The organism is bacterium (assembly GCA_021371935.1).
Classification (GTDB): domain Bacteria; phylum Armatimonadota; class UBA5829; order UBA5829; family UBA5829; genus UBA5829.
In genome coordinates this window covers 286,958-313,181 of sequence record JAJFVF010000022.1, presented here as the reverse complement: position 1 = coordinate 313,181, position 26,224 = coordinate 286,958, and the positions used below count along the sequence as shown (strand labels likewise).

The 26,224-nt window shown below is 51.3% G+C and carries 16 protein-coding genes; 10 read left to right on the top strand and 6 right to left on the bottom strand.

All coding sequences use genetic code 11. From position 1 onward, the window contains the following. Window positions 1-105: 105 nt before the first annotated feature. Both LLG46_15865 and LLG46_15860 read left to right on the top strand, forming a co-directional pair. Complete coding sequence (locus LLG46_15865) at window positions 106-8,400, top strand: right-handed parallel beta-helix repeat-containing protein (protein MCE5324772.1); 8,295 nt, start codon at window positions 106-108, stop codon at window positions 8,398-8,400. A 10-nt stretch (window positions 8,401-8,410) separates the two neighbouring features. Beyond that, the gene (locus LLG46_15860) at window positions 8,411-9,055 is read left to right on the top strand and encodes a hypothetical protein (GenBank protein MCE5324771.1); all 645 of its coding nucleotides are present in this window, start codon (window positions 8,411-8,413) and stop codon (window positions 9,053-9,055) included. 119 nt (window positions 9,056-9,174) lie between these two features. Here the strand turns inward: LLG46_15860 and LLG46_15855 are convergent, their stop codons facing one another. Together LLG46_15855 and nikR are read right to left on the bottom strand one after the other, a co-directional pair. Further along, on the bottom strand, window positions 9,175-9,708 hold the full coding sequence (locus tag LLG46_15855; GenBank protein MCE5324770.1) for a D-lyxose/D-mannose family sugar isomerase: 534 nt from the start codon (window positions 9,706-9,708) through the stop codon (window positions 9,175-9,177). A gap of 107 nt (window positions 9,709-9,815) precedes the next feature. Next, the gene (nikR, locus tag LLG46_15850) at window positions 9,816-10,235 is read right to left on the bottom strand and encodes a nickel-responsive transcriptional regulator NikR (GenBank protein MCE5324769.1); all 420 of its coding nucleotides are present in this window, start codon (window positions 10,233-10,235) and stop codon (window positions 9,816-9,818) included. 155 nt (window positions 10,236-10,390) lie between these two features. On the opposite strand from nikR, the gene LLG46_15845 reads away from it, so the two are divergent. Further along, the gene (locus LLG46_15845; GenBank protein MCE5324768.1) at window positions 10,391-11,434 is read left to right on the top strand and encodes a class I SAM-dependent methyltransferase; all 1,044 of its coding nucleotides are present in this window, start codon (window positions 10,391-10,393) and stop codon (window positions 11,432-11,434) included. Here LLG46_15845 and hemL read toward each other — a convergent pair. Together hemL and selB are read right to left on the bottom strand one after the other, a co-directional pair. Next, window positions 11,424-12,710, bottom strand: coding sequence for a glutamate-1-semialdehyde 2,1-aminomutase (gene hemL / locus LLG46_15840; protein MCE5324767.1), 1,287 nt, complete (start codon window positions 12,708-12,710; stop codon window positions 11,424-11,426). The two genes, LLG46_15845 and hemL, sit on opposite strands and share 11 nt — an antisense overlap. Window positions 12,711-12,830: 120 nt before the next feature. Then, a complete protein-coding gene (selB, locus tag LLG46_15835) occupies window positions 12,831-14,729 on the bottom strand; it encodes a selenocysteine-specific translation elongation factor (GenBank protein MCE5324766.1) in 1,899 nt (632 codons plus the stop codon). A 407-nt stretch (window positions 14,730-15,136) separates the two neighbouring features. Between selB and LLG46_15830 the strand changes: the two genes are divergently transcribed. The 3 genes from LLG46_15830 to LLG46_15820 all read left to right on the top strand — a co-directional run bounded on the left by LLG46_15830 (window position 15,137) and on the right by LLG46_15820 (window position 18,678). Then, window positions 15,137-15,982 carry a class I SAM-dependent methyltransferase gene (locus LLG46_15830; GenBank protein MCE5324765.1) on the top strand — a complete coding sequence of 282 codons (846 nt, stop codon included), beginning with the start codon at window positions 15,137-15,139 and terminating at the stop codon, window positions 15,980-15,982. Beyond that, complete coding sequence (locus LLG46_15825; GenBank protein MCE5324764.1) at window positions 15,982-18,030, top strand: hypothetical protein; 2,049 nt, start codon at window positions 15,982-15,984, stop codon at window positions 18,028-18,030. The genes LLG46_15830 and LLG46_15825 overlap by 1 nt, the downstream gene beginning before the upstream one ends. 72 nt (window positions 18,031-18,102) lie before the next feature. Continuing rightward, complete coding sequence (locus tag LLG46_15820) at window positions 18,103-18,678, top strand: hypothetical protein (GenBank protein MCE5324763.1); 576 nt, start codon at window positions 18,103-18,105, stop codon at window positions 18,676-18,678. 198 nt (window positions 18,679-18,876) lie between these two features. Here the strand turns inward: LLG46_15820 and LLG46_15815 are convergent, their stop codons facing one another. Then, window positions 18,877-21,108 carry an N-6 DNA methylase gene (locus LLG46_15815; protein MCE5324762.1) on the bottom strand — a complete coding sequence of 744 codons (2,232 nt, stop codon included), beginning with the start codon at window positions 21,106-21,108 and terminating at the stop codon, window positions 18,877-18,879. Window positions 21,109-21,367: 259 nt separating this feature from the next. Beyond that, a complete protein-coding gene (locus LLG46_15810) occupies window positions 21,368-22,459 on the bottom strand; it encodes an SWIM zinc finger domain-containing protein (GenBank protein MCE5324761.1) in 1,092 nt (363 codons plus the stop codon). A gap of 504 nt (window positions 22,460-22,963) precedes the next feature. Between LLG46_15810 and LLG46_15805 the strand changes: the two genes are divergently transcribed. The 4 genes from LLG46_15805 to LLG46_15790 all read left to right on the top strand — a co-directional run bounded on the left by LLG46_15805 (window position 22,964) and on the right by LLG46_15790 (window position 26,191). After that, complete coding sequence (locus LLG46_15805) at window positions 22,964-23,161, top strand: hypothetical protein (GenBank protein MCE5324760.1); 198 nt, start codon at window positions 22,964-22,966, stop codon at window positions 23,159-23,161. A 163-nt stretch (window positions 23,162-23,324) separates the two neighbouring features. Next, window positions 23,325-24,137 carry a tetratricopeptide repeat protein gene (locus LLG46_15800; protein MCE5324759.1) on the top strand — a complete coding sequence of 271 codons (813 nt, stop codon included), beginning with the start codon at window positions 23,325-23,327 and terminating at the stop codon, window positions 24,135-24,137. Between the two features lie 271 nt (window positions 24,138-24,408). Next, window positions 24,409-24,867 carry a ribose 5-phosphate isomerase B gene (gene rpiB / locus LLG46_15795; GenBank protein MCE5324758.1) on the top strand — a complete coding sequence of 153 codons (459 nt, stop codon included), beginning with the start codon at window positions 24,409-24,411 and terminating at the stop codon, window positions 24,865-24,867. Window positions 24,868-24,928: 61 nt separating this feature from the next. Continuing rightward, window positions 24,929-26,191: a serine hydroxymethyltransferase gene (locus LLG46_15790; protein MCE5324757.1), complete on the top strand. Its 1,263-nt coding sequence runs from the start codon at window positions 24,929-24,931 to the stop codon at window positions 26,189-26,191. The last annotated feature ends 33 nt before the right edge of the window (window positions 26,192-26,224 follow it).

The window sequence follows — 26,224 nt, the reverse complement described above, 5'->3', positions numbered from 1 at the left end:
GGCAACGTGAATGTATACGGGGTTCAAAATGATGAGGCCAAGCCCAGCATACTCACACTCCCATCCGGGACCACAGTCAAGTTCAACAGCGGCTGCGGGTTATATATGGGAAGAGAATTTTATGGTGCCTGGTATGGTGCTTTGGTCTGCGAGGGCACTGAAGGCTCGCATGTAATCCTTACCGGCGTGTCCGAAACTCCCGGCAGTTGGCGCGGCGTAATTTTCCAGACATATACGGATGATGCAGATAGCGTAATGATATACACTGACGTCACATACGCCGGTCAGGACACAAGTGCAAATATCCGCTGTGAATCTTCCGAGCCGACTATATCGCACTGCACCATAACAAACAGCTCCGGCTACGGTATATATGCCGATAATGGCGCAGCGCCGTATTTGAGTGACAATACGATCAATGACAATGCGACCTATCCGATCAGCGTCTATTGCAACAATGTTCTCGGCAGGCTAAACGGCAATACAGGCAGCGATAATGCATCAGGCGATGTGGTGGTAGTGCGAGGCGGAGCGGTTACAACAAGCCAGACATATTTGAACGAGCCTTTGCCATACCGTGTGACAAGTGCAATCGAAGTCTACGGCGTCCAGAACGATGCCACACAGCCGTGTATATTAACCATAGGTCCCGGAACCACTGTCGAGTTCAACTCCGGTTGTTATATTGTTTTAGGACGGATTTTTTATGGTCCCTGGTATGGTGCGCTGGTCTGCGCCGGCACCAATAATGAGCATATTGTTTTGACGGGCGCCACCGAGACACCCGGCAGTTGGAACGGCATATATTTCAAAGATCAGACCGACGATGCCGACAGTGTGCTTGAGTATACCGAGATTCGTTATGCCGGGACAAGCTATTCCGCCAACATTCGCTGCCAGGCGGCAAGTCCGACGATAACAAACTGCGTCCTGACTGACAGCAGCGCCTGGGCGATATACTGTGACGAAGATGCTTCACCACAGCTCACCGGCAATATAATAACCGACTGCAATGGCGGCATCCGCACATCGGGTGCGTCGCCGACTATAACAAACAACACCATAGTTTACAACACAGGCACACAGCCCGCCATTTCGGCTTCAAGCTCGACGACCGACATATCAAATAATATAGTGGCTTTCAACAATTACGGCATATACGTTTCAGGCGGAACTGTTACTCTGCACTGCAATGATGTCTATTCAAACACAAATTACCAGTATTCAGGTATAAGTGCGGCCGGTGACGATATATCCGTCGACCCACAGTTCGCGAACGTATCTATAGACAACTATCGTCTGCTCGAAGGTTCAGGGTGTATCGACAAGGGCTACGACAATGCAGTCGATTCCACGTGGTATGACCTCGAGTTCGAGCCGAGGGTCAATGGATCACATGTAGATATCGGCGCGGACGAGTATTACGGCTCTGACGCCAGCGCTCCCGACACGGTGATCACCTCCGGTCCTGCAGCCGGTTCGACAGTCGACAGCCTTCCGGTGAATTTCATCTGCTCGGGCATCGACAACGCGACAGCCGCCGGTGACCTGCAATATTCCTGGCGCATCGATGGCGGCGAATGGTCGGAGTTTTCTACCCAGACGACCCACAGCTATGATGATCTTTCCGAGGGCGATCACACAGTCGAGGTCAAGGCAAAAGACGAGGCAGGCAATATCGACCCGACGCCCGCCACAAGACACTTCCACACCAGTGTCCAGCGTGTGCTCTTTATCAATGTCAGCGGCAGTTATAATTCTGACGGCGAGAGCATCTTCACCACGCTTCAAAATGCGGGAGCCAATGCTTTCTATGTCCTTCTGGACACAGAAGGCAAGGCAGCCTCTCAAATAAGCAGCATAGATTTCGATCAGATATGGGTCTATGATCTTTCGACGGGCAATGACGCTTACACATCCGATTGGCAGGCGATTGCAGACTGGTATACCGATCATACTGAATGTGCGATTATTTGTGATGCGCGTATGCTATCTTCCTACTGGAACGGCCAATGGCAGGACGAGGGTCAAAAGCTCACCGAAAACTACTATGAAAACATAAAAGACAACGGCGGTGGTCTGGTTTTGGGCACAGGCCATAGTGAATACCAGACCGGCATCAACAGCATAAACGATCTTATTGGCTTGGAGCAGTTTATGGGAGATTTCGATTTGAGTATGATCCCGATCGATACCATAAGTCCTCTGATGACCACTCCCAACGATATGGGCACCGAGCTTTATGATGATTCCTCGTCTGGCCAGGCTCCGTTTGGACTTCAGACAAACGGGCGCATTCTATACACTGTGGCGTGGCACTCCGGCAGCACAGACAATCCCGGCATATCATCGACCATAAGAGGTGGAGTGGGCTTCCATTCCACAATCACTTCTCCATTGAGCGGGTCGAGTTATATTTATGGAGCCGATATAGCCTTTGCTGCGACCACCACCGGCGGCACTGCGCCGTATACATACAAGTGGAGTTCTGACATCGACGGAGTTCTTAGCACGCAGCAGTCATTTACTACATATACTCTCAGTGTCGGCAAGCATGTCATCGCTCTCACCAGCACAGACAGCGCCGGCAGAATCGATGAGGTTAGTGTAATAGTTTACGTGACCGAGGACGCAAGCGCTCCCGACACTTCCATAACAAGCGGTCCAAGTAATAATTCTTACACCTGCACCGACGCCGTCACATTCACATTTACTGGAAGCGATGATGCCACGCCTACTTCGAGGCTTGTATATAGATGGAGCCTCGATGACGGCGCTTGGTCGACTGATTCGGCTCAGACCACAGTCGATCTGAGCGGTCTTGCGACCGGCAGTCACACATTCGAGGTGGCGGCGGTAGATATTGTAGGTAATATAGATGCTTCTCCAGCTTCTCGAAGTTTCAATATATTCCTGTCTGCTTTGGAGATAACGGATATTGTCGTGAGCGCATCTCAGGGTGATGCGACGGTCACGTGGACAACCCCGATACCGGCAGACTCGACTGTCGAGTATGGGCTTACGGACAGCTATGAGCTGACTCCGGTCAGCAGTTCGTCTATGGTCACAAGCCATTCGATTTCGCTGACAGACCTCGATCCTTCGACTACATATCACTACCGTGTCAGATCGACGGACTCATGTGGCCGTGAGCAAATATCGGATGATGGTACGTTTACAACCCCGGCATTGCCCGATCTCGACGCAGAGTTTGTAAGTGCCACCGACATTGCATATGCTGGTCTAACGGCTTCCATCAAGTGGCGGGTTACCAATGTGGGTTCTGCCGTCAGCATGAAGAGTTGGACGGACTGTGTATATTTGTCCACTGATGACCAGCTCAGCAGTGATGATATCTCACTAGTGTATATGATGAGGCCACTCAATCTCCAGCCGGATGCAAATTACACGCAGACAGCCACCGTCACTCTGCCTATGGTCACAGCCGGTAACTACTGGCTTCTGCTCAAGGCAGATTCGGAAGATACCCAGCCCGAGACCGATGAAGACAATAACATTGCGGCCTACGGACCGATAGATATGCGTATAATGTATATTCCGGTCATTGCTGCAATAGCGGATGAAAGTGCAGTGGAGGGTCAAGCATATACCGGTCCGACCCCGGTTCTGGCCTCCGGCACTCTCCCGGTCACCTGGTCATTGATAAGTGGTCCTTCCGGTATGACGATAGACCACAGCACGGGTGTAGTTATCTGGTCTGATCCGAAAGGCCTGCCGAGTGGCTACACAGTGACCATCCAGGCAACCAACGATGCGGGCGCCGGCACTCAGAGCTGGCAGCTCACTGTCCCGATAAGTTACACGGCATCTGTAAATGCTGATATCGATTCGGCTGTTGCGGGCACTCCCGTCCATCTCAGTGGTTCCGCGACCTGGACTGAGAACGGCACGCCTGCCGCCGGAGTATCAGTTGCTGTCCGCGTACTGGTGAAAAACACGCGCCGTGTATACAGCGTCAAGACGGATACAAACGGCAACTTCTCATACACATTTAATCCGCTGGCGAACGAAGCGGGCAGGTACAGCGTTGCGGCGGACCATCCGAACGTGACCACGGATACCGTTCAGGATACATTCGTGCTCTATGGCATGGCTGTGAATCCGAGCAGTGTGTCGGAGGAAGTGATACCCGGAACGCCGTTGAGCGATGAAGTTGACCTGAAGAATCTTGGTGATGTCGAACTGACGGGTGTAACGGCGACTGTGCTCAATGCCCCTTCCAATCTCACAGTCGATGTAGACTGTCCTTCACAGCTTGACGCCAGTGAGATAGCAGCTCTGGGTTACACACTCACTGCTTCCGGCGATCAGGACATGAGCGGCACGATAACCATCGAACTTGAAAGCGATCAGGAAGCGGCCACATCTTTGACGATGCCCATACACATAAAGCCGGACAGACCGGTGCTCACTGCCGGCACAAGTCCTCTGCAGGCATCGATGCTGCGTGGGACTCAGACTCTCGTCAGTGTCGACATTACAAACAGCGGCGGTGTGTCAACGACATCGCTCAATGTTGCAATACCGTCATGTTCATGGATGGCGCTGGCGACTCCCACAACCATCGATCCGATAGCTCCGGGTGAAAAGGCATCAATCGTGCTTTCATTGACACCTTCGGAGACTCAGGAACTCGTCGAGTATGATGGAACGATAGTGATCAGTTCCACCACGGCAAGTCTGACACTGCCGTTTGAGTTCGACTGCGTATCAGACAAGCTTGGCGATCTCGTTCTGACAGCCGTCGATGAGTTTACATATTATGCTGAGGGCAGTCCGAATGTAGCCGATGCATATGTCACGCTTACCCGTGTTGACGATGCATCGATAGTTATTACCGGCACAACTGATTCAAACGGTGTTGCTGAGTTCAATAATCTGCCGGAGGCATACTATAACATAAAGTTACAGGCGCTGGAGCATGGCCCATTTACCGGTTCTGTGCTTGTCGAAGCCGATCAGACGCGCGAAGTCACAGCATTTATGCCCCGCGAGCTTGTCACATATGTCTGGAAGGTTGTCCCGACTCTGATTGAGGACAAATATGAGATAACTGTTGAAGCGATATTTGAGACGAACGTTCCTGCACCTGTGGTCACCATTGAGCCTGCCAATATCGACCTGAGCGAGATGGTCGACGGCAGGATGCAGGTTGATCTTACGATCACCAATCATGGCCTTATTGCAGCAGAGGAGTTCGAGCTTGAGTTTGGCGACAATCCGAAATATCAGTTCACGCCTCTGACGGACAAGATCGGCACATTGGCTGCGCAGACCACCGTAGTGGTCCCGCTCACCATTGTCGATATTGAAATGCACCCGGAGGAGCATATTTCTCAGGTAAGTAATGTGAGCAAACGCGACGCAAAGATGTCGATTATGGGGGATACGAGTTCCAGCGATCCATGTATCAAGCTCAAGGCCGGCGCGCTATATGTGCTCAAGTGTGGGGATGACGGTAAGTGGAAATGGATCCCGATAAATGTCGTGTATCCTGAAAATGTATGCCCCGGCTCTTCAACCAGGCCGCCCAGCGTTTCTTGGTGGGGTGGCGGTGGAGGTCGTCCCAGCGGCGGCGGCTGGACCGGCGGCGGCGGCGGAACGTCGAGCACTCCGTATGTAAGCAGCAGTTATGTGCTCACTGAGCCTTTATGCGACCCGTGCATGGACAAACTCGGCAGCTGTGTCATGAGTTTTCTGCCACTCGGTTGCGGTGTTGGAGCGGTTTCAAGTGCTGGAACGGCTATATACGGTTGTATCGGGTCGGACTGGATAAGCTGCATTGAATCGATACTAAACGGCGTAGCAGGTACAGTTGTAGGTTGTCTTGATGACGTTCCGATCATTGGGACTGCATGGAATATCTACAACTGCATCAAAGATATGTACTCAGCCTGCTGGAGCGGCAGTTCCACCAAGACGACATCCGCAATAGAGCGCTACAACGCTCTGACGGGCCGCAAAATGAGGCTGCAGGATGTAGGCGGAGACCTGAATGCCGCTGCCGATTATCTGGAGTTGCAGGCCGACAGGATAAAGCCCATTCTCGATCTCTATGTTGAGATATTCGGTGATCCGATATGGCTCAGCGCTGAGAGTGTCGACACCTCGCTTGGGACCTGGTTTACGGCTTTTTATGCGGCGACCGGTGAAGAGACTCCCGATGGCAAGAGCATAAGTGCTGATGAGCGCACCAGCCTGCTCAATATGACAAGACCCAGCCAGCTTACCGACAGTGATGTCGAAAAGTTCCTCGACCGATGGAACAGGACGATGGAATACTATGCAGCCGGTATCGGCACAATCGATCAAGTGCCTGACGGCCAGAGCACAGACTTTATTCCTGCTGATGAGTTCAAGAGCAAATTGCTGGATGCCAAGACATCTCTTGACGAGATGGAAGCAGAAGGTTTCACCGAGATATTCGGCGGCCTTTCATATGCGTCGGATCAGTATATAGAGGCGACCACCAATCAGGATTCAGGCATATGCGCCCGTGTCAAGATACAGATCGAGCAGGAGGCCGTGATTGCAAGGAATGCTTTCAAGGCCACGCTCGAACTGGAGAACGCGGGTTCTTCATCCCTTGAAAATGTCCAGGTAATTGTAAGTATAAAGGATGAGGAAAGCGTCACATCAAACTCACTCTTCGGTATAACCGACTCGGCTCTTGACGGAATTTCCGATGTCGATGGAGATGGTGTTCTTAGTGCCGGTTCCACTTGCAAGGCAGAATGGACTCTTGTCCCGACGAACGATGCGGCTCCGACAGAAAACAAGATATATTATGTCGGCGCAACATTAAACTATACGCTCAACGGCTCTCAAGTGAGTGTTCCGATCTTCCCTGACGCTATCACAGTTAAGCCGAACCCGAGCCTGCATCTGAACTACTTCATGCAGAAATATGTCTACAGTGATGATCCGTTTACGGACGAGGTCGAACCTGCCGAGCCGTTCTCGCTGGGTCTGCTGGTCACCAACTCAGGCTACGGCACTGCGTATGATTTCCAGATTACGTCTGCCCAGCCGCAGATAATCGAGAACGAGAAGGGCCTGCTGATCGATTTCAAGATCATCGGCACTCAGATCGGCACGCAGGAAGTCTCACCGTCTCTGACGGCTGACTTTGGCGACCTTGCGCCGCAGGATACTGCCGTGGCGAGATGGCTTATGACCTCAACGCTGCAGGGCAAATTCATAGACTACAGCGCCACATATGAGCATATTACTGATCTCGGTGATCTGCATCTGACGTCGGTTGACGGCGATCAGACGGATGATCTATCGCTGATAAATGGTGTGGACATCCATGAGCTGATCCATGTGGTTCGTATCGATGTTCCCGGCGATGACAATAAGCCCGATTTCCTGGTCAACGACGAGCCCGATATCAATTCACTGCCTGATATCGTATACAGCTCTGATGCGACCACCGCTCCGGTCACTTCGGTCACCGGTGCGACTATCAGCGGCACTCTGTCGCCGACAAATCTGCAGGTTCATCTTTCCGCTTCAGCTGAAAGTGGTTGGTGTTATATCCGGGGCACTGACCCGGGTGTGGAAAGATATAGGTTGACCAGGGTAATCAGGTCGGACGGCCGCGAGATCATGGTCGATGAGAACGCCTGGACGACACACCGGACCATCCGAAAGGAAGGTCAAGACCCATATCGTCAGCACCTTGTGCATATCTTCGACTTTGACAGCACGGGTGAATATACTCTGATCTATGAAAAGGTCACTTCATCGACCACCACGGCTTTGGCCAAGCAGGAGGCGGACGGAGCGTCCGTATCGCTCGGTGAAGATGAGTCGTTGATAGTTACGGCTGTATTTGACGGCTATTTCTATGTCGAGCCGACCGACCGTGTATGCGGCATCAGAGTCACATGGAGCGGCGAAGTAAGTGTTGGGGACAGTCTGACATTGAGCGGAACGATGGGCACCACATCTTCATTTGAGCGGTGTCTAATTGCCGACAAGGTGACTGTGACGGGTTCCGGTTACACAATTGAGCCGTTCGTAATGACCAACGACTCACTCGGCGGCTGCGATCTTGATTATGATGCGACCGACGGCTCCGGCCAGCGGGGGATAGAGTATTGCTCGGGCGCAAATAACATAGGCCTTCTGGTCAAAACGACGGGTAAAGTCACTGCAGCCGGCAGGACCTATTTCTACATAGATGACGGAACGCATGCAAATGACGGCTCCATATTCCAGGGCGTGCGTGTCATATCCGGCACACTTACGAAACCCACAAGGGGAGATTATGTGACAGTGACCGGAATCAGTTCAATACTTCGTGTCGGCGATCACATATTCCGAAGCATCACGCCCAGATCAGCATCGGATATTGAGATTGCCGGTCCATAGGAGGTACAAAATGAAAAAGATAGCCTGTATAAGCCTGCTGCTGATGTGTTTGGCTTGCCAACTGTGGGCATTTACTCTCGACTTCGAGGGCGGCACCGATTGGGATGCCGTGGGCTGGATCACGTCAGGTGTACAGCTCATCACCATAGGCGGCGACGACGTGATATATGCCGATATCGATGAAGGCTGGAAGTTCAAATCTGATAACGGCAAGCAAAGCACGAACTGGGAGTTTTTTATTTCAGGCGATATGGCACTGAGCAGTCCCTATGACAACGTGGTTCGGGTGAATTTCACTGATTCGATATCTCATTTCCAGATAGGCTATTCAAGCTGGTATACGTTTGTCATCGAGGCGTATGATTTGGGTGGGAATCTGCTCGACCAGGAAAGCGGCGATGCAAATTCCAAATATTGGAATGGAACTGGGTTATCATATCTTGATCTCTATTCATCCTCCGGCAGGATCAGCTACGTACTGTTATACGCTGATGAGGATGATTTTGCCAATGCCGGATGGTGGGTGGCAGACAATATGACATATGAATACCCATCAAGCCCTGCAATTCCCGAGTGGCCAAGCGCTATGTTGGCGTCAAGTGGAATGATGATGCTCGGTTACATTAGGCGTCTGAAGTTGCGACTTAAGAGCTAGACGATAGGTTCGGGCTGGATATCTGATCCAGCCCGAAAGATAATTCCGCGATTTCAAATCACAGACCAGATTGTCCGGGGTATTCCTGCCCCGGACAAATATCACAGTGGCATTCCTGTTCAGTCTTCCACAATAGGTATCCGCTTGATATTAGGATCTGTGAAGATATCGGCCTCATCCACGCTTGGCGAGGAGAATTCGGAGACGATAGCTCCTTGCGGTCCTGCCTGGAACCAGTGCAATGTCTCGGGCACGAGTGTATATTGCTCTCCCGGCTTAAGCACTATCTCATGGAAAACGGTATAGTATTCACTTGGAATTTTTGCTTTAGGTGCTGCTGCTGCCTCACCCGGCACATACAGATATACCTCGCCCTTCCGGCATCTGAACGTTTCCTGCTTGCCCGGTCTGCCGGCTATGGGTGGGTGCTTGTGTTCGGGGCATGTCTGATACGGGAATATCAGCATCTCTTTGGCGCAGTAGCGGTCATTGTTTTCGTAGACGACGATCTCGAGTCCTTCGGATTCAAGCCTGCCCAGTCCAAAATCCGCAACCTCTATATTTGCCGATTCATCCGCCGTAATTGCTATGCCGGCATCCTTTAACATTTTGCGTGCCCTCTCCTGAGCCGCAATTAACTCTGAACGCTTCATTATAGTCTCCTTAGAGAAGCTGAGAGCAGAGTGTGGAGAGCCAAGAGCCCGGACCACCTTGCCCAGTTGTCTTTTATGTTACTTATCTTGCTGCTGTCAGGAAACCTTCAAGAAACTGTTTTACCTGTGGTTGTCGAGACAAGTTGGCCGTGCTTAACGCCCCGTGTGCTGATGAGTGTGTTAGCGATATATTTTACCTTCGCGCTTGCGCCTTTAAGGATTATGACTTCGAGGCAGTTATGCGGGTCGAGGTGAATATGTGTGCTGCACACGACGTATGAGTGGTATTGGTGTTGAAGTTCAGTGAGCACGTTGGAGAGTTCATGCTCATGGTGTTCATATACGATTGTGAGTGTCCCGACCACTTCAGCCTCCGGGTTAGCCCATTCTTCTTTAACCAGTTCCTGCCGGACAAGGTCTCGGATGGCTTCCGAGCGTGACTGGTAGCCTCTCTTTCCGATAAGTGCATCGAACTGACTGAGCAATTCGTCTTCCATAGATACGCCGAATCGTTCAAGTGTGGTCATATGATCCTCCGTAACATGCGCCGACATGATCGTAACACTTGCATCCGACTCAGTCAACCCAATTGTTGTAAGCGCATAGTATTGCACTTCAGTACAACCGCGCTCATACCGATAAATGATATGGCAGCTAACAAGGCTGCATTTGGGAGGAAGAGATGAGTGCAACTGCATGTCAGGTGAATCCGGTGGAATTGTTCAATAAGGCAGAGAAATTAATGGCCGGGTCGCAGGAGGATCAGGCTTTTGATCTATATTCACAACTGCGCGGGACGGATCAGATTGGATCGCTGGCATATTATCGCATGGGTGAGATACTCAACCGCCGACAGGAGCCTCGCAATTCACTCAATTGCCACCGCAAGGCATTCGAGGTCAACTCCCGCCTTATGAGCACGATTACGAAGCCGGATCATCCTTTTCATAACTATGAATATGCTGTAGCCGAGCAGACAGAAGTAGGTGCATGTCCTCTGTGTGGAAAAGAGGGGCAGGAGCACTCCTGCTATAATGTTGCGATGTATCAGCACTTTACAGCAGGATTCGACCCTGTGCGTTTGTGGATGTATTGCGATTCGTGCAATCATATTTACGCCGCCAACCGTCCTGCCGATCTCGGCTCAATACTAAGCACCAGCGCTCATCAGTCCTGTCTTGCCCCCAACACCCAGAGGTTTCACGCGCTTTCTGCAATAGTCGCGGGCTTGAGGTCTGCGGCAAAGGGCAACCGTTTCCTGGAGGTCGGGGTAGGCGCTGGTGAGATGATCGCAATTGCCAAGGAGATGCTCTTTGACGTGACCGGCATCGACATCAGGCCTTCATATGCAGACGCAGTGTCCCGTATGCTCGATATCGATGTGCATGCAGTCGATTTTATGGACTATCAGCCCAACGAAACCTACGACGTGATATGCATGGGTGATGTAATCGAGCACACGATCGATCCAGTTGCCGCGCTCAACAAGGCAGTTTCGCTTTTGGACGAGGGCGGCCTGCTGTGGGTATCGACACCAAACTTCGAGAGCGCATTTGCCATGGTGATGAAGGACAAGGACGCGATGTGGCGGGTATGCGAACACCTGAACTATTTTTCCTTCAAGTCTTTGAAGTCTGTTCTGGAGAACCTCGGGATGGATGTGATCAACTATGGCGTCTCCGGTCAATATAACGGCTGCATGGAAGTCACCAGCGTCAAACGATAAGCCTGAACGCTTCGGATGCGGCTTTTATAGTATATTCGATCTCATCGAACCCATGCGCAGCCGATAAGAATGCAGCCTCAAACTGAGACGGTGCCATGTATACTCCACGCTCCAGCATTGCATGAAAGAACCGCGCATATGCCTGCGTATTGCTCTTTTTAGCCGATGCATAGTCACATACCAGTTCATCAGTGAAAAATACAGTCATCATAGACCCGACACTGTTTATCTTCACCCGAATGCCTGCATCTGCTGCAGCTTTTTCGATTCCATACTTTAGTCTATCGGACTTTTGATTCAGATCGTCATAGAATCCGTTGTGTTTGAGAGCTTCCATGGTCGCTATCCCCGCACTCACCGCAATCGGATTGCCGGAGAGTGTTCCAGCTTGATACACAGGCCCGACAGGCGCGACCTGTTCCATTATTTCACGCTTGCCGCCATATGCGCCGACCGGCAGCCCGCCGCCGATAATCTTGCCTAGAGTAGTGATATCCGGCGTGACCCCAAAAAGCTCCTGCGCTCCGCCATATGACACTCTGAAACCCGTGATTACTTCGTCGAATATCAGCAGAATGCCGTTTGCGCTGCATATTTCTCGCAAACCATTCAAGAATCCCTGCTTAGGCGTCACTACACCCATATTCCCAGCCACCGGCTCCACGATGATGCATGCGATCTGATCTTTCATCGAGTTCACGGCATTCGCGACCGCGTCCATGTCGTTATACGGCATCACGATTGTATCCGACGCGGCGCTTACCGGCACTCCTGCGCAGTCCGGCAGGGTGAATGTCGCGACCCCCGAGCCTGCTTTTGCGAGCATATAGTCCGCATGGCCGTGGTAACCGCCCTCGAATTTGATGATCTTATCACGACCGGTGTAACCGCGAGCGAGCCGTATTGCGCTCATAACCGCTTCCGTGCCCGAGCTTACCAGCCGCACCATCTCTATCGACGGCACCGCGTCAACGATCATTTCAGCCATCTTGACTTCCATAGCGGTCGGAGCGCCGAATGTAGTGCCGTCTTGTGCAGTCTGCCTTATTGCATCGACCACGCTTGGATATGCATGTCCAAGGATGAGCGGTCCCCATGAGCAGACGTAGTCTATGTATGAGTTACCGTCTTCATCGAAAACGCGGCAGCCTTTGCCCCGCTTGATAAAGATGGGCTGCCCGCCGACTGATCCGAACGCACGTACAGGGCTGTTGACCCCGCCGGGCATCAATTGTTTCGCTCGTTCAAAAAGCTCGTTTGATTTTGAATGTATCATATCGTTTCCTCGATAAAATAGCTGAGAGCTGAGAGTGGAGAGCTAAGAGCCATCAGTTTCCCCTCTGTCTGCGTTCGGGCGCGATATCTGATCGCGACCGAAATAGAACAACTGGATTTCCTATCTCCCAAACAGCGCTCTCTGGTCACCCATCCTTCGCGTAACACGCCTGGAATCGAAATACTCCAACAGCGGAACCACATATCTCCTGCTCGAATTGACAAGGTCTCTGAACTGTGCCACAGTGATATGATTATTTTCTTGAAGATACGTCCTGAGCGCACATTCCGCTCTTTGAATAGCCTGCGTGTGAAAATATAGATCGGTGTCAACTTTAACCAACTCACCGCGATTCACAAGCAAAGTCACAATCTCACGCGCATCCACTCCGAATTTTTTTTCAAGTTCAGTCAGCAGAGGCGGATTGATGTCTGCTTCATGGTAAGCTCTCTGAATTGCATGCAGTATTTCTTCCAGACGAGAATCAAGGGTCACGATATGACCCGGCAGTTTAGCAATGCTGTCTGATACTTCAACTTTTCCATCTGCTGCCATGGATGAGAGTATTGCCTGAAAACCTTTCTGGTCGATCCTCGGTCCCAAAGCGGCCTTAAGTTCATGACTTGGCATCCCCGATTTTATGGGATTTGCCTTATGATATGCCGCCACAGTCGATATTATTCTGGATGCAACCATATCATACCCGGGCTTATGCACAAACCTGCCGGACAATTTGACGGCAAGTCCGCTGCAGACAAGCTCTTCGAGTGCGGCATTAACCTCCGACTCCCCCAAAGATGTGTGCTGAACAATCTCTTTTACCGACAGTCCCATCTCTGACGCAGCGAGAGTGTATTCAACGATATCCGCCGGGTTGCCCTTTAGTGTCCGTTCGAGCCTTTGTATTGTGTTTATGTCACTCTTTCGGTGTTTGGCAGCATTCGGGTCGAGTATAACTCCGCCGCCCATCACGCGAGCCGGTGAGTAAAATCGCAGCACAAACCTGTCCGACCGCGCAGCCACAATCTTGGTTTCGAGCCGCAGCTGCACCAGCCCTTTTTCGCCGGGACCTATCTCATCCTTGCCCAACACCGTCACACGGCCAATTGCTTCGAGTGTGCCGATATGCATTCTCACCCGCATCCTGCTTTTGAGCGGCCGAGGGGAGTCTTTGAGCACCGACACACTTGCATCGAGCATATCGGTTGTTCCGAGGTATCCGGGTGCCAGGAGCACGCTGCCGCGTCTGATATCCGACACTTCGACCCCCACCAGGTTTACTGCGACACGGCTTCCTGCATAAGCCTCATCCAGTTTCTTGCCGTGAACCTGAATTTGACGGACTCGCGAGTCGATTTTTTGCGGCAAAATGGTGACGGCATCGCCAAGCCTGATTGTGCCCGAGGTCAGAGTGCCTGTTACCACTGTCCCGAAGCCTGTCATTGTGAACACTCTGTCAATGGGAAGTCTGAACGGTCCCTGCGTTGTGCGCTGGGTCGCTTTTTCCGAAAGGATGTCTATTTCTTTGATGAGTTCATCTATGCCGCCGCCGTCAGTCGCCGACACTCTGACAATCTTTGCACTGCCGAACGATGTGCCTTTGAGGTATTGTTCAAGGTCTTCCTGAACGATATCCAGCCACTCATCTTCCACCATATCGCACTTGGTGAGCGCGACGACTCCCAGCTTTGTCTCCAGCAGTTCAAGTATTTCGAGGTGTTCACGTGTTTGAGGCATAACGCCTTCGTCGGCAGCCACCACCAGCAGCGCGATATCGACTCCACTTGCTCCTGCGAGCATATTTTTGAGGAATTTCTCATGTCCCGGCACATCGACAATGCCTATCTGCCGTCCACTCGGCAGTACAAGCGATGCGAAACCCAGGTCAATAGTAAGGCCTCGCTCCTGTTCTTCCTTAAGACGGTCGGTGTTAATACCGGTCATGGCCTTAATGAGTGTGGTCTTGCCATGATCGACATGCCCGGCGGTTCCGAGTATCAAATGCTTATTGCATTCCATCGCTTAATTGTAGTTTGCTGTGCAGCTTGGGTCAAGTCAGGTAAATGTAAATCACGTGTAATACTTCCGTATTACTACCAGCTAGTTCGCACGGACAATAAAAAAATAGAGCATAAAGCTAATTGTGAAGTTTAGGCAATGAGGGTATCATCATAATAGCCGGTGACTGATAAGCATGGCGACGGAAGTAAGGCGGAAAACCTGAGCCATACGGTCGGACCGGGGACGACTTCCTAATCTGCCCGCCCGCAGAGTTGTTCTCGGACCTGGATATGTCCAAGCGACTGAGTGACCTGCCAGCACGATACGCAATTATATGGGCGATCCGGGCACCGGCTAAACAATTATTATATAGCAATCATAACCTAATACAGTAATTCATCTTCTCTCCTTCCTTTCAGTAGTGGATGGCTGTGGTCTCCCCCGCAGCCATCAATTTTTTTGTGAATGGCTGTGCTGAAGGGATTCTGCGGCACCCTCGCGAAATCAACCAGCGTATGAATGATTACATGACACAAACTCAGTTCAAACAAATAGCCGCCTATTATGACGACCTGATGGCGGGCGTTCCATACAATTTGTGGGTCAATTATATTGAGGATATCCTATCGCGGATCGAGTATCGCCCCAAAAGCGTGCTCGATGCGGCGTGCGGCACTGGCAATGTTAGTGAGATACTGGTCGACAGGGGATATAAGGTAGTCGGGGCGGATATAGCGCCGGATATGATTGAAGTGGCCAGGTCCAAGCCCAGTGGCATCGAATATTTTGTTCAAGATATGGCCGAACTGGACTTGGACGGGCGCAAGTTCGACCTGGCAATCAGCCTGTTCGATTCACTCAACTATATAACTGACCCATCCCACCTTGCGCATGCGATCAAACGGGTGGGGGAGCATTTAGTCGATGGTGGAGTTTTCATATTCGATGTAAATACGGAGTATGCTCTGGCGCATCATTTCTTCGATCAAGCCAATATTGCCTCCAACCACTATCCGCACTATGTATGGAACAGCATCTACGACCATGCCGGCCGCATCTGCACGGTGAACATGACCTTCGAGGTAATGGAGAACGGTGAGAAGCGACAGTTCAAAGAGGTGCATATCCAGCGCGCCCACAGCCTCGAAGAGCTTTCGATGATGCTGAGCGATGCAGGTTTTGACGTAATAGATATTTTTCATGCCTACAAGTTCCGTAAGCCTACCAGGCGTTCAGACAGGGTATTTTACGTAGCAAGAAGGGTGAGGTAATGAATCGCAGTATCATTCGCGGCATTACGCTGATTATTCTGGCGGCAGCAGTGATAATCGGATTGCTCCTTGTGCCGAACAAGTCGAACAAGAATGCGAACCATCCACCTAATGACGACCCATGGCTGCTGGTCTCATACGATCCCGATAATCCTTACGGCACATATCTCGGCAACGGATTCATAGGCTGCAGGATAATGGGCGAGGGTGTAGGCAGTCATAACGGTGATCCTCTGCCGTGCTTTATGGCAGGCTTGTATGATAACGAGAAACTCATCCCGACGCCCACCTGGAGCGACTTGCGCTTCTATGACGGCAAGACAGAGTTTACTATAGACAAGAATGCCGACTACAAGCAGGTCCTCAACATGAAGACAGGTAGCCTTACGACGTACGCAACATGGCGCGCTGGACACAAGACTCTCAAGGGTAAGATTGAGGTCATAGTGTCGAGAGCGGAGCCAGATTTAGCGCGATTATATGTACGCCTTGCAGCCGACTTCCATGGCCATGTAAGAATCAAATCACCACCAAGCGGGAATTCTCCCACAGGTGTTGATTGGGTCGTCGGATCATGTCTTTCAAAGACGGGAAGCTCTGTGACTGGTATTGGTGGTATGGCACTGGACACAGGCGCAGCAGTAGAACCGGGTGACAAGCTGACTCTGGATTACTATATAATGCTATTCAGGTCTGCTCCGCCAAAAGATGCCAAATCTCGCCTGGAAGCTCTGCTGAAACATCCCAACGAGTTTGTCTCCGAACACAAAGCCGCCATGTCCGACCTCTGGAAACACGACATAATCATAGACGGTCCCAGGCGCGACCAGCAGGCGATTCACTCTTGCATGTTTTATCTGATGCAGAGTGTGCGTGAAAGCAGCGGATGGAGCATACCGCCGATGGGTCTGTCGGGCAATGCCTTCAACGGGCATGTCTTCTGGGACGCCGATTTGTGGATGTTCCCGGCGCTGATACTGCAGCACCCCGGGCTTGCCCGTTCTATTGTGGATTATCGATATAACACACTTTCAGGGGCGATTGCGAATGCAAAGGAGCATGGCTTTGCCGGGGCCGAATATGCCTGGGAGAGCGGGTATACGGGCAGGGAAGACACTCCCGAAGGGCTTGTCTACGCAAATGAGAGGCACATCAATGGGGATGTGGCTCTCTGCCAATGGCAGTATTATCTGGCAACGGGAGATAAGGGCTGGCTAAAGACCCGAGGATATCCGGTGCTCAAGGCCACTGCCGATTACTGGGTCAGCCGCGCAAAACTGAACCAGGCCAAGGATCGTTACGAGATACTGCAGGTGGTCCCGCCGGATGAGAATGCCGAACTCACCGACAACAGCGCATACACAAATATCATCGCCCAGATGAACCTGCGCATCGCTATGCAGGCCGCCAAGCAAATAGGAACTGTGCCGAACCCGCAGTGGTCGCAGGTTGCGCAGAAGATGTATATCCCATATGATCCGGCAAACAAACGCTTCATAGCGCACGATGCTTGCAAGCCCAATTGTGAGGCAAAGCAGGCCGATACCGAGCTTATAGTCTATCCTCTGCAGTATGAGCTTGCCGACCATGACATGACGGAGATATACAAGAACACATTTGAATACTATTCCAGCCATGTCCATCCCAACGGCCCGGCAATGAGCACATCGGCATATTCAGTCATTTCAGCACGCCTGGGCGACTGCGACAGAGCATATAAGGAGTTCGTGAAGAGCTACAAGCCCTATTTCCGTGGACCTTTCAACTATTTCAATGAAAAACCCTCCAAGACATATGAAAATATGTGTTTTCTCACCGGAGCTGCCGGTCCGATTCAGTCGATCATATTCGGTCTGGCTGGTGCAAAGGTGGACTATTTTGCACAGGACGATGGCAAAATCCTGAGTTGGTCTGCGTGTCTGCCTAAGTGCTGGAAGTCGATAAAGCTCACCGGTGTCCAATGGCGGGGCAAGCAGTTTGATGTCACAGTGAACCGAGGCAATAAGGTCATCATAAGGCCAAGCCAATCCCCAACCCCTATCCATTAGTGTTTAGATAAATTTTGACAAGGGAAAACCAGATTAGGGTAATCCCCGATCTACGAGTATGGAGGGGTTCACATGGACGAGCATGAGAGCGAAAGAATGACGGGTCAAAAGGGTGGAGCCTCCGAAGCCTTTATACACGGACACCATTACTATGAGCCTTCCGTGACTGCAATTACCGACATCATCGTGCCTGCCACGAGAATACAGTGGGGACCCACATTTGCGGGTCTATTGGTCGCGTTGTCGGTGACTTTTTTGTTTACTGCGCTGGGGATAGCGCTTGGGATAGGAGTCGGCGGCATGGGCTATTGGATCGTTGGTTTTGGCTCATTGGGCTTGTTTTTGGGCAGCATGCTTGCTGCGCGCACAGCCAAGGCTGACGTTATCCCTGCGATAATGCATGGTGTTATTGTATGGTGCCTTGCAATGGTGCTTCACACCATCACTTTTGGCGGAGTGCTTGCGGCCGTTGTGGCGTCCACCATGGACGCACGGGCGCCTACGCCTATAACCACTGTGATCAGTGATGCCGCATGGTGGTTCTTTGGAGGATTTTTGATCTTTTTAGTGGCGTCCATATTGGGTGGACTTGCGGGTATCAACCCGCCTGAGCACGAAGAGACCCATGAGACTACTACAACCACATAGCAGGGCGAGTCTGAACCCGCATTATGCGTTTTATGCATAATCCGGGTGAAGTCAAGATAGTTGGTAGAATGAGGATAGTCGGGGGTATTTTTGCTCCCGACTTTTTATATCACCCATGTTCGGGCGCGATATCTGATCGCGACCGGAACGGAAGCATGGCATATCTGATGCCTTACCATTCTAGCCTAGCTACGTCTTTTATATCACCAGGTTCATCTGATCCGGCTCATTCGAGTATAGGCGGCTGACGATAGTTTCGACCGCCGCACGTGCCGATTCCAATCTGACGGTCAGCTCAGGGCTGGGTGTTATACGGCTTTGCTCGGTAAGGTCTATTACTATGTTACCTATATGCACTAGCACATCATGCACCACGTCCGAGCATTCGATGCACTGCGCTATGAAATTCGACAGCCTTGGAAACGACATCCCCCTCCCAGACTCGCTCTCGAAAATCTTGATGCCCTTGGCAAGACCGGCCTTGCGCTCATCCGTTGACGTAGTGAAGTCTACCCGCCGGATAGGCAGCGCGCGAATGTCTTCGAGTTCTATCTGGGGCTGTACGAATTTGTATCCTGTGACGCTCCTCCAGATATACTCGTTCATCACGCGCGAGTTGAGAATGCACAGCAGGTAAACCTCGTCCATACCCGGCTCGCGCAGTTCGATCCCATACACCGACTGCGGAAATACATAGCCTATATGGCTTTTGCTTACTCTGTCCAGCGCTGCGACCAGTTTAGCTGAGCTTTTCTGCAAAACAATCTTGGTGCTGTGATATCTCTCAATCGGCTTTTTGACCCATGACCTGCTAGTAGATTTGCCTTCCCAGATGATCTCATATGGCTTTATGCTCTGCCCACCAAGGATAACGGGCATATCTCCGATGTCATTGCCTATTGCGGATTTGCCGACTTCCTCGCCGCGATATATTGCTTTCACGTTCAGATCTTTAAGCGGGACAAACGGAACTTGGTAATTACTCAGCGCGGCGTTTTCGCCGTGTATTCTCTTGATCACTTCGCCGAATCGTCCATTTTCGAGCAGGTATAGATACTCATATCTTTTTTGCGATAAGATGCTATCCAGACGTACTCTGCGCGCAAGTGATTTGAAAGTCTGCCTTGGCCTGATTGCGAATGCCCGGCGGTCGGTCTTGTTTTCTATCCTGCATGCCAGGAAACTATTGTCGGACGACGCTGCATTACGGCAGACCGGCACGATATTTGCGACCCGTGCATCTCTGAATGCGCCGGACATGTGCAGCAGTGATTGTATCGTCCAGTCCTTCACGAGAGACCGCCTCACTTCCATGGCGTTCTCACGCACCAGCATCGGGTCCGGCAATACCATCGATAGCATACCATTGCTTCTGACGAGGTTGTTTTTCATTACCAGGTTCAGGAACAGCAGATACGAGTCCGACTGCCCGCGCGATGTATGCGCCAGGCCGTTTTTTGCCGCTATATAAGGCGGGTTACCCACCACAGCGTCAAATCCGCCGTCTGCAAACACTTCAGCGAAAGCGCTCTTCCAGTCAATGCTTATGCCGTCAGTGTTTAGGGAGTCCGCGCATATCAGGTGAGAATTGATCTGCCGGGCGATCCCATCGGCAAAGTGTGATGATGCCCAAACGCAAAACCGAGATATTTCCACAGCAGCGGGGTCGATGTCCACGCCATATACGCATTCCGATGCAATTTGAGCCGGATTCGTCCCGGCTGATAATCTATCGACCGCGCAGCACAGAAAATCACCTCCACCCATCGCAGGGTCCAGTATTTTGACTGTGCGCTGGTTTTGGCTGCCGGCGATATCCAAAATCGGATGTGGATTGACGACCGAGTCAATTATATAGTTGACGAGTGGTGGGGGAGTAAAGTAGACGCCCGCGTCTTTTCGCCGTGTTCTGCTGGATTCCAGATGAGCTGTGTCTTTTGATGGCCGCAGCGCCAGCATCCCTTGATACGCGCACCCTATCCACGATAGCGGGATTGTCTGGAAAAATATCGAGTCTATTGGTGCATCCGGTGCAGGCCGCAGCAGCGACTTCGCACCTTGCACAAATGCCGCGTCGGTCAATATGTTATCATCACCGAGCGCGAACACTCCATAACCGGAAGAATTGCGCACAGCCCGGCACGACTCCATATATATCGCGCTCAACCGTTCAGAGGGTTTGTCTGCTGTCTTTCTGAGCGCATATGCGGCGGCGCAAATAGGGACTTTTGCGGGTCTATTCTCGGGCATATTTTCTGATGCCACAAGCACTGCCGCCATCCGCGCTATGTGCTTCATAGACTCTGCACACACATAGTTTGGTTCGGTATTAACGTTATCATACATGGCGGCGGCATATAGCGACTCCAGTGCCGAAGTGCACCTGTCCACAAACATACTCAGCGATTTGTTCTGCGTCAAATCCCTCAAGTGTCGTCTCCTTGAGTATAAATTACTTTCCGAACGCCTCGCTTCCTTCTTTAGAAAAAGTTGAGAGTGGAGTGTGGAGAGCAGAGAGTGGAGAACCATGATGGTCGGGGGTATTCCTGCCCCCGACCGTTGTGTTGCAATATGAACCGGCCTGCCATTTAAGAGGTCTCGGGATTTCCGGGTTGGGGTGGAGACTTGGTATTTGTAGTAAAAGGCGGTATACCAATACTCAAATTCTGAAGGGCCGAAGGTGCCAAACTTATTTGGACATGTGCTGGATAAAAACACCATGTGCATTGAGACGAAATCTATCAGCATTTGAAGTCTTAGTTTGGTCTGGTTTGTAAAGTACGTCCTTTAGGATTTTGAGAACCGCATGTTTTTCATATCCAGCAAAAAGAAAGCATGCTATACGTAAGGTTGGCGAAAATCTTTGATATGCATCAACCTGGAGATTTGTAGGTGTCGGAAAACGAAGAAATGTCCTGTCACTCGGAAATGCAGATTTTATCCAAAGGAATTTTAGCCGTGACAAAGCGACCGAACTATCGTAGGGCATCATAAAACAGCTCAAATTTGTGCCGTTTTTACATATTTGCGCTACATAGCTTTCAGCTTTGATCTTAAATGAAGAAACTGTCATAGCTTTCAATAGGGCATGTGATCGTAATGGCGGTAATGGCGCAAATGAATCCTTGTTAATGATCGAGATATCGCCGGTTTGAAGTAGTGTATACAGTCTGCCTTGTGTTGTCCATATCTGCTCAGGGAATTCGGCTGGCATTTTGCGATGATCAGTTAATACCACACAAACGGTGTGATTCCAATTGTCCTCGAATTTCCCAACACTTGTTCCTCTGGATGGAGCCTTTACCTGAATACTATATCTAAAATTTGCCGCCGCTTCAGACCATTTGCATGAGTAGGCTGACGCATTGTCATACAGGATGTCACCTTGCATGAAGTGGCAAAACTCAAGCGCTTCTTGAAATGCTTTTGGCACAGCCCATGTGAAGCCATTATAGTATGGTGCTTTGGCGGGATCCTTTGCAGATTTTAATATTGTTTGGGGTGGAGTTCCGTCTACGTTTACTGCACCCAGATCGAAGACGCCTAACTCGTGTGCAAGCCTATACATATGCTTGCATGGTAATCGTCTGAGTGAGGCATCTTTGCAGGTGCATGAATCAAGGGAAACAACATAATCCTTGATTGCACAGGTTGATGTTTCTAAGTCAATTTGCATGGGATCGAGGTTTACCTGCATTGCCGATTCTTGTCGTTTGATTTGTTCGGGGTCGGCGTGTAATTCTTCAGCATCTGGACTCCAAAAGTTGGTAACGTTGCCCACTATATTCTCCTGCAATCGAGGAGAACCTGAAACTGCTCGGCTCTCAGTAATAAATATGATTAGCACTCAGCCGTATTATAGCCAACAAATATCGATATTGCAAAACAATCTGAAGTATTGATGAAAATATGTTCCAAGCCGGTAATCTTCAGCCGGCCTCCTCTGGACTCTCAACTAAAACCACTAAACAGGTAATCCATACAGCACATCCAATGTTCTACGCACGGCATAACCATACTGACAGTCAACGAGCGCGTATATCGCGCGACACGGCGGTCAGCCGGGCTGCCGAGATAGCATTGTCAGTGATCAGGGGCTGCGGCCATGTATTTGCAGCCGGTCCTCAGGCGACACCGATGGGCCGGATGCGGGGCGCGCGGATTTTGTTCAACGGCAATCCATCTGGCGGCTCGGTCATTATCCTTGGTGACGTTCGGGATCAGCCAAAAGTATCCCGGGCGAATACGGTCATGGATGAAGGGAGAGCACCTGAGGAGGCTGCAGATGAGAATACCGGACGCAAAGCAATATTTAGGACGCCACTGCGCGGTCACTTTCCGCGACAGGCATGGCGATGAAGTCACAAGAGATTTACATATCCACGATGTCGCCTTTGTTCCGCTCTACGGGGCGTACTTGATAGGCGATATCGAGGATGTTTCATTAGAGCGTGTTACCAGCATAAGCGCCCTTGACGGTTGAGTCGTCGTTCCCACACATCGAGGCTGCAGGCGTTATTCTGCCAATCGGCGGAGTAAGGCCCGCGGCCTCCAATTTCATATACTGGTGATAATACCTGATTTTCACTGTTTTGGCAGGAAAAGAGGGCGATCCGGTTAAGTGATTATGTGGAAGTGTATTGTGTATGGACAAAAGGATTATGGGAGATACGGACAGCACAACCGGTCATGGCCGGGTCAAAACGGGCACCACCAGGCTATCGAGTCTGGTGAAGCGTGCAAGCTCATTGGCCGAGCAGGGTATGTATGACGAGGCCATCGCCAACATAAAGGAGGCGATAGCGCTTTGTCCGGGCGACCCAAAGTTCAGCATCCAGCTTGCAAATATATATCGGGCGCAGAATCGTATAGGACCGGCAATAGAGGCAATGCGTGCGGCAATCGAACTCAATCCCAAGGACGGCGACCTCCAGCAGCAGCTTTTGCGCACTCTTCTGGAGATGGGCCGTTATGATGAGGCGATAGCGATCAGCAACAGGCTTCTCGAGAGCCATCCCCGCAACCTTATTGCGCGCGACATACTCGGCATAGCATATTTGCAGCAGGGCAGGCTCGACAGCGCCTTAAAGGTCACCGACGAGCTGATCCATCTTGCTCCCACTGATGCAGCGCACCATTTCAAAAAGGCTGTTTTGCTCCAACAGAAGGGCGAGATAGCGCGTGCAATGTCATCATTTCTGCTTGCTCTGGAGATGGAGCCGGACGGCGGCCTTGCCGATGATGCCCGCGAAGCCATAGCCGCGCTCGACAGCTATCAGCTCAAGCAGATACTCACCCTGGCTGTTGAGGATGCCATATTCAGGACAAAACTGGCGCTCGATCCAGAATCTGCGCTTGTTCAGCGTGGTTTTCGTCTGAGTGCAGCGGGCATATCCACATTAAGGCAGCTCGACATCGGAAACCTACCCGGCGATCCTCAGGGCAGATACTACCACTGATATTCTAAGTAAATCACGGTTGGTCGCTTGCATACCACTATAGTTTTTCACACCAGTATAACCACATAAACTCGTGCAATTTACTGACCGTAAATTGCTTAGTAAATTTCCAGTCTGCACTGAGCTTTATCTCCCAATGACGCGTCGACCGGGAGGGCGTCCCTCCTGCCGAGCCTTATTTTTTACCTTCAAACAGAACAGTTTCCAGCCGCCCATTCATCTTTACAATCCTCCCTGTCGGGGTTTATAATATGCCCTGGGGGACGAGTCTATGGACACCAAAAACACACCCATCGCAATCGGGTCGGATCACGCAGGTTATTACCTCAAGGAGAGCCTGATCGAGGACCTGAGAGCCGATGGTTATCAGATACAAGACTTCGGCACATTCTCACTCGAATCGGTCGACTATCCTGACATAGCGCGTGAGGTCGCCGAGGCAATCTCTTCAGGCCGATTTGAAAGGGGTATCCTTGTGTGTGGCACGGGAATCGGGATATCCATCGCAGCCAACAAGGTGAAGGGAATAAGGGCGACTGTGTGTTCGGACACATTTTCGGCAAGGATGAGCCGTGAGCACAACAATGCCAACATCATAGCCGTTGGAGCGAGAGTCGTAGGTGCGGGTCTTGCGCTGGATATAGTGAAGAGTTTTCTTGAGACGCCGTTTGAGTATGGGTCGCGTCATGAGCGGCGCGTTGATAAGATAAATGCACTAGACGAGTGCTAGGTACATGTAACAGGGCACAGGTAATAGGAGGCTTTCAGTGGTGGTAGCAAGTGATAAATTGATGAGTGATATCAATGCGCCGTTGAACCAGGTCGATCCTGAAGTTGCGGGGATCATCAATGATGAGATAAAGCGCCAGAACAGCAAGATTTTGCTTATCGCATCAGAGAATTATGCCAGCAAAGCGGTATTGGAGGCGCAGGGTTCGGTCCTTACCAACAAATACGCCGAGGGTTATTCCGGCAACCGCTATTACGGCGGCTGCGAGAATGTAGACCGCGTCGAGACGCTTGCCATCGAGCGTGCAAAAGAGCTGTTCGGCGCCGATCATGCCAATGTTCAGCCGCACTCTGGTTCACAGGCAAATCAGGCGGCATATTTTGCGTTCATGAAGCCGGGCGACAATTATTTGTCGATGGAACTCTCTCACGGCGGCCACCTCACGCACGGCAGTCACGTCAATTTCTCGGGTATTCTGTATAACCCATGCTATTACGGTGTCGATGCCGAGACCGAGATGCTCAACTACGATACCATCCGCAAGCTGGCCGAGGAATGCCGTCCGAAGATGATCGTGACCGGTGCAACCGTCTATCCACGGTACTGGGACTGGGTGGAGTTCAGGAAGATAGCCGACAGTGTCGGCGCAATCCTCATGGCCGACATCGCTCATATAGCAGGTCTAGTCGCGGCGGGCGAGCACCCGTCGCCTGTGCCATATTGCGACATAGTCACTTTCACCACACACAAGACCCTTCGCGGTCCGCGCGCAGGCATGATTTTGTGCAAGCAGGAGCATGCCAAGGCTGTAGACAAGGCAGTTTTTCCGGGTCTGCAGGGCGGCCCACTGGAGCATGTGATTGCCGCCAAGGCAGTGTGTTTGCATGAGGCATTGCAGCCGTCATTCAAGGATTATCAGAAGCAGATCAAACTCAATGCGGCAGTGCTTGCCAAGACTCTCGAATCTGGTGGAATGCGACTGGTGAGCGGGGGAACCGATAACCACCTCATGCTCGTAGACTTGACTGGTCTCGGCCTCACGGGCAAGGCTGCGCAGGAAGCATTGGACAAGGTCGGTATCGTGTGCAACAAGAACATGATCCCGTTCGACAAAGAGAAGCCCAGGGTCACCAGCGGTGTTCGCATCGGTACTCCATGCGTCACCACACGCGGCATGAAAGAGCCTGAGATGATAAAGATCGGCGAGATGATTGTTAAGTGTCTGAAGCACATGACCGACTCGCCTGAAGATATAGCCGTGCGTGACCGGATTGCCGCAGAGGTCAAGGCGCTCACCAGCGGCTTTCCGATATATCAGGAATAGGTGTCGGGTGCCGGGTATATTGGGAAGGGAAAC

Excerpts from the sequence above, each read along its gene's own strand:
- LLG46_15825 (MCE5324764.1), top strand. The coding sequence starts at position 15,982 with ATGAATCGCAGTATCATTCGCGGCATTACGCTGATTATTCTGGCGGCA.
- LLG46_15805 (MCE5324760.1), top strand. The coding sequence starts at position 22,964 with ATGAGAATACCGGACGCAAAGCAATATTTAGGACGCCACTGCGCGGTC.
- LLG46_15790 (MCE5324757.1), top strand. The coding sequence starts at position 24,929 with ATGAGTGATATCAATGCGCCGTTGAACCAGGTCGATCCTGAAGTTGCG.
- LLG46_15860 (MCE5324771.1), top strand. The coding sequence starts at position 8,411 with ATGAAAAAGATAGCCTGTATAAGCCTGCTGCTGATGTGTTTGGCTTGC.
- LLG46_15830 (MCE5324765.1), top strand. The coding sequence starts at position 15,137 with ATGGCTGTGGTCTCCCCCGCAGCCATCAATTTTTTTGTGAATGGCTGT.
- rpiB (MCE5324758.1), top strand. The coding sequence starts at position 24,409 with ATGGACACCAAAAACACACCCATCGCAATCGGGTCGGATCACGCAGGT.
- hemL (MCE5324767.1), bottom strand. The coding sequence starts at position 12,710 with ATGATACATTCAAAATCAAACGAGCTTTTTGAACGAGCGAAACAATTG.
- LLG46_15865 (MCE5324772.1), top strand. The coding sequence starts at position 106 with ATGGGAAGAGAATTTTATGGTGCCTGGTATGGTGCTTTGGTCTGCGAG.
- nikR (MCE5324769.1), bottom strand. The coding sequence starts at position 10,235 with ATGACCACACTTGAACGATTCGGCGTATCTATGGAAGACGAATTGCTC.
- LLG46_15845 (MCE5324768.1), top strand. The coding sequence starts at position 10,391 with ATGAGTGCAACTGCATGTCAGGTGAATCCGGTGGAATTGTTCAATAAG.
- selB (MCE5324766.1), bottom strand. The coding sequence starts at position 14,729 with ATGGAATGCAATAAGCATTTGATACTCGGAACCGCCGGGCATGTCGAT.
- LLG46_15855 (MCE5324770.1), bottom strand. The coding sequence starts at position 9,708 with ATGAAGCGTTCAGAGTTAATTGCGGCTCAGGAGAGGGCACGCAAAATG.
- LLG46_15820 (MCE5324763.1), top strand. The coding sequence starts at position 18,103 with ATGGACGAGCATGAGAGCGAAAGAATGACGGGTCAAAAGGGTGGAGCC.
- LLG46_15800 (MCE5324759.1), top strand. The coding sequence starts at position 23,325 with ATGGACAAAAGGATTATGGGAGATACGGACAGCACAACCGGTCATGGC.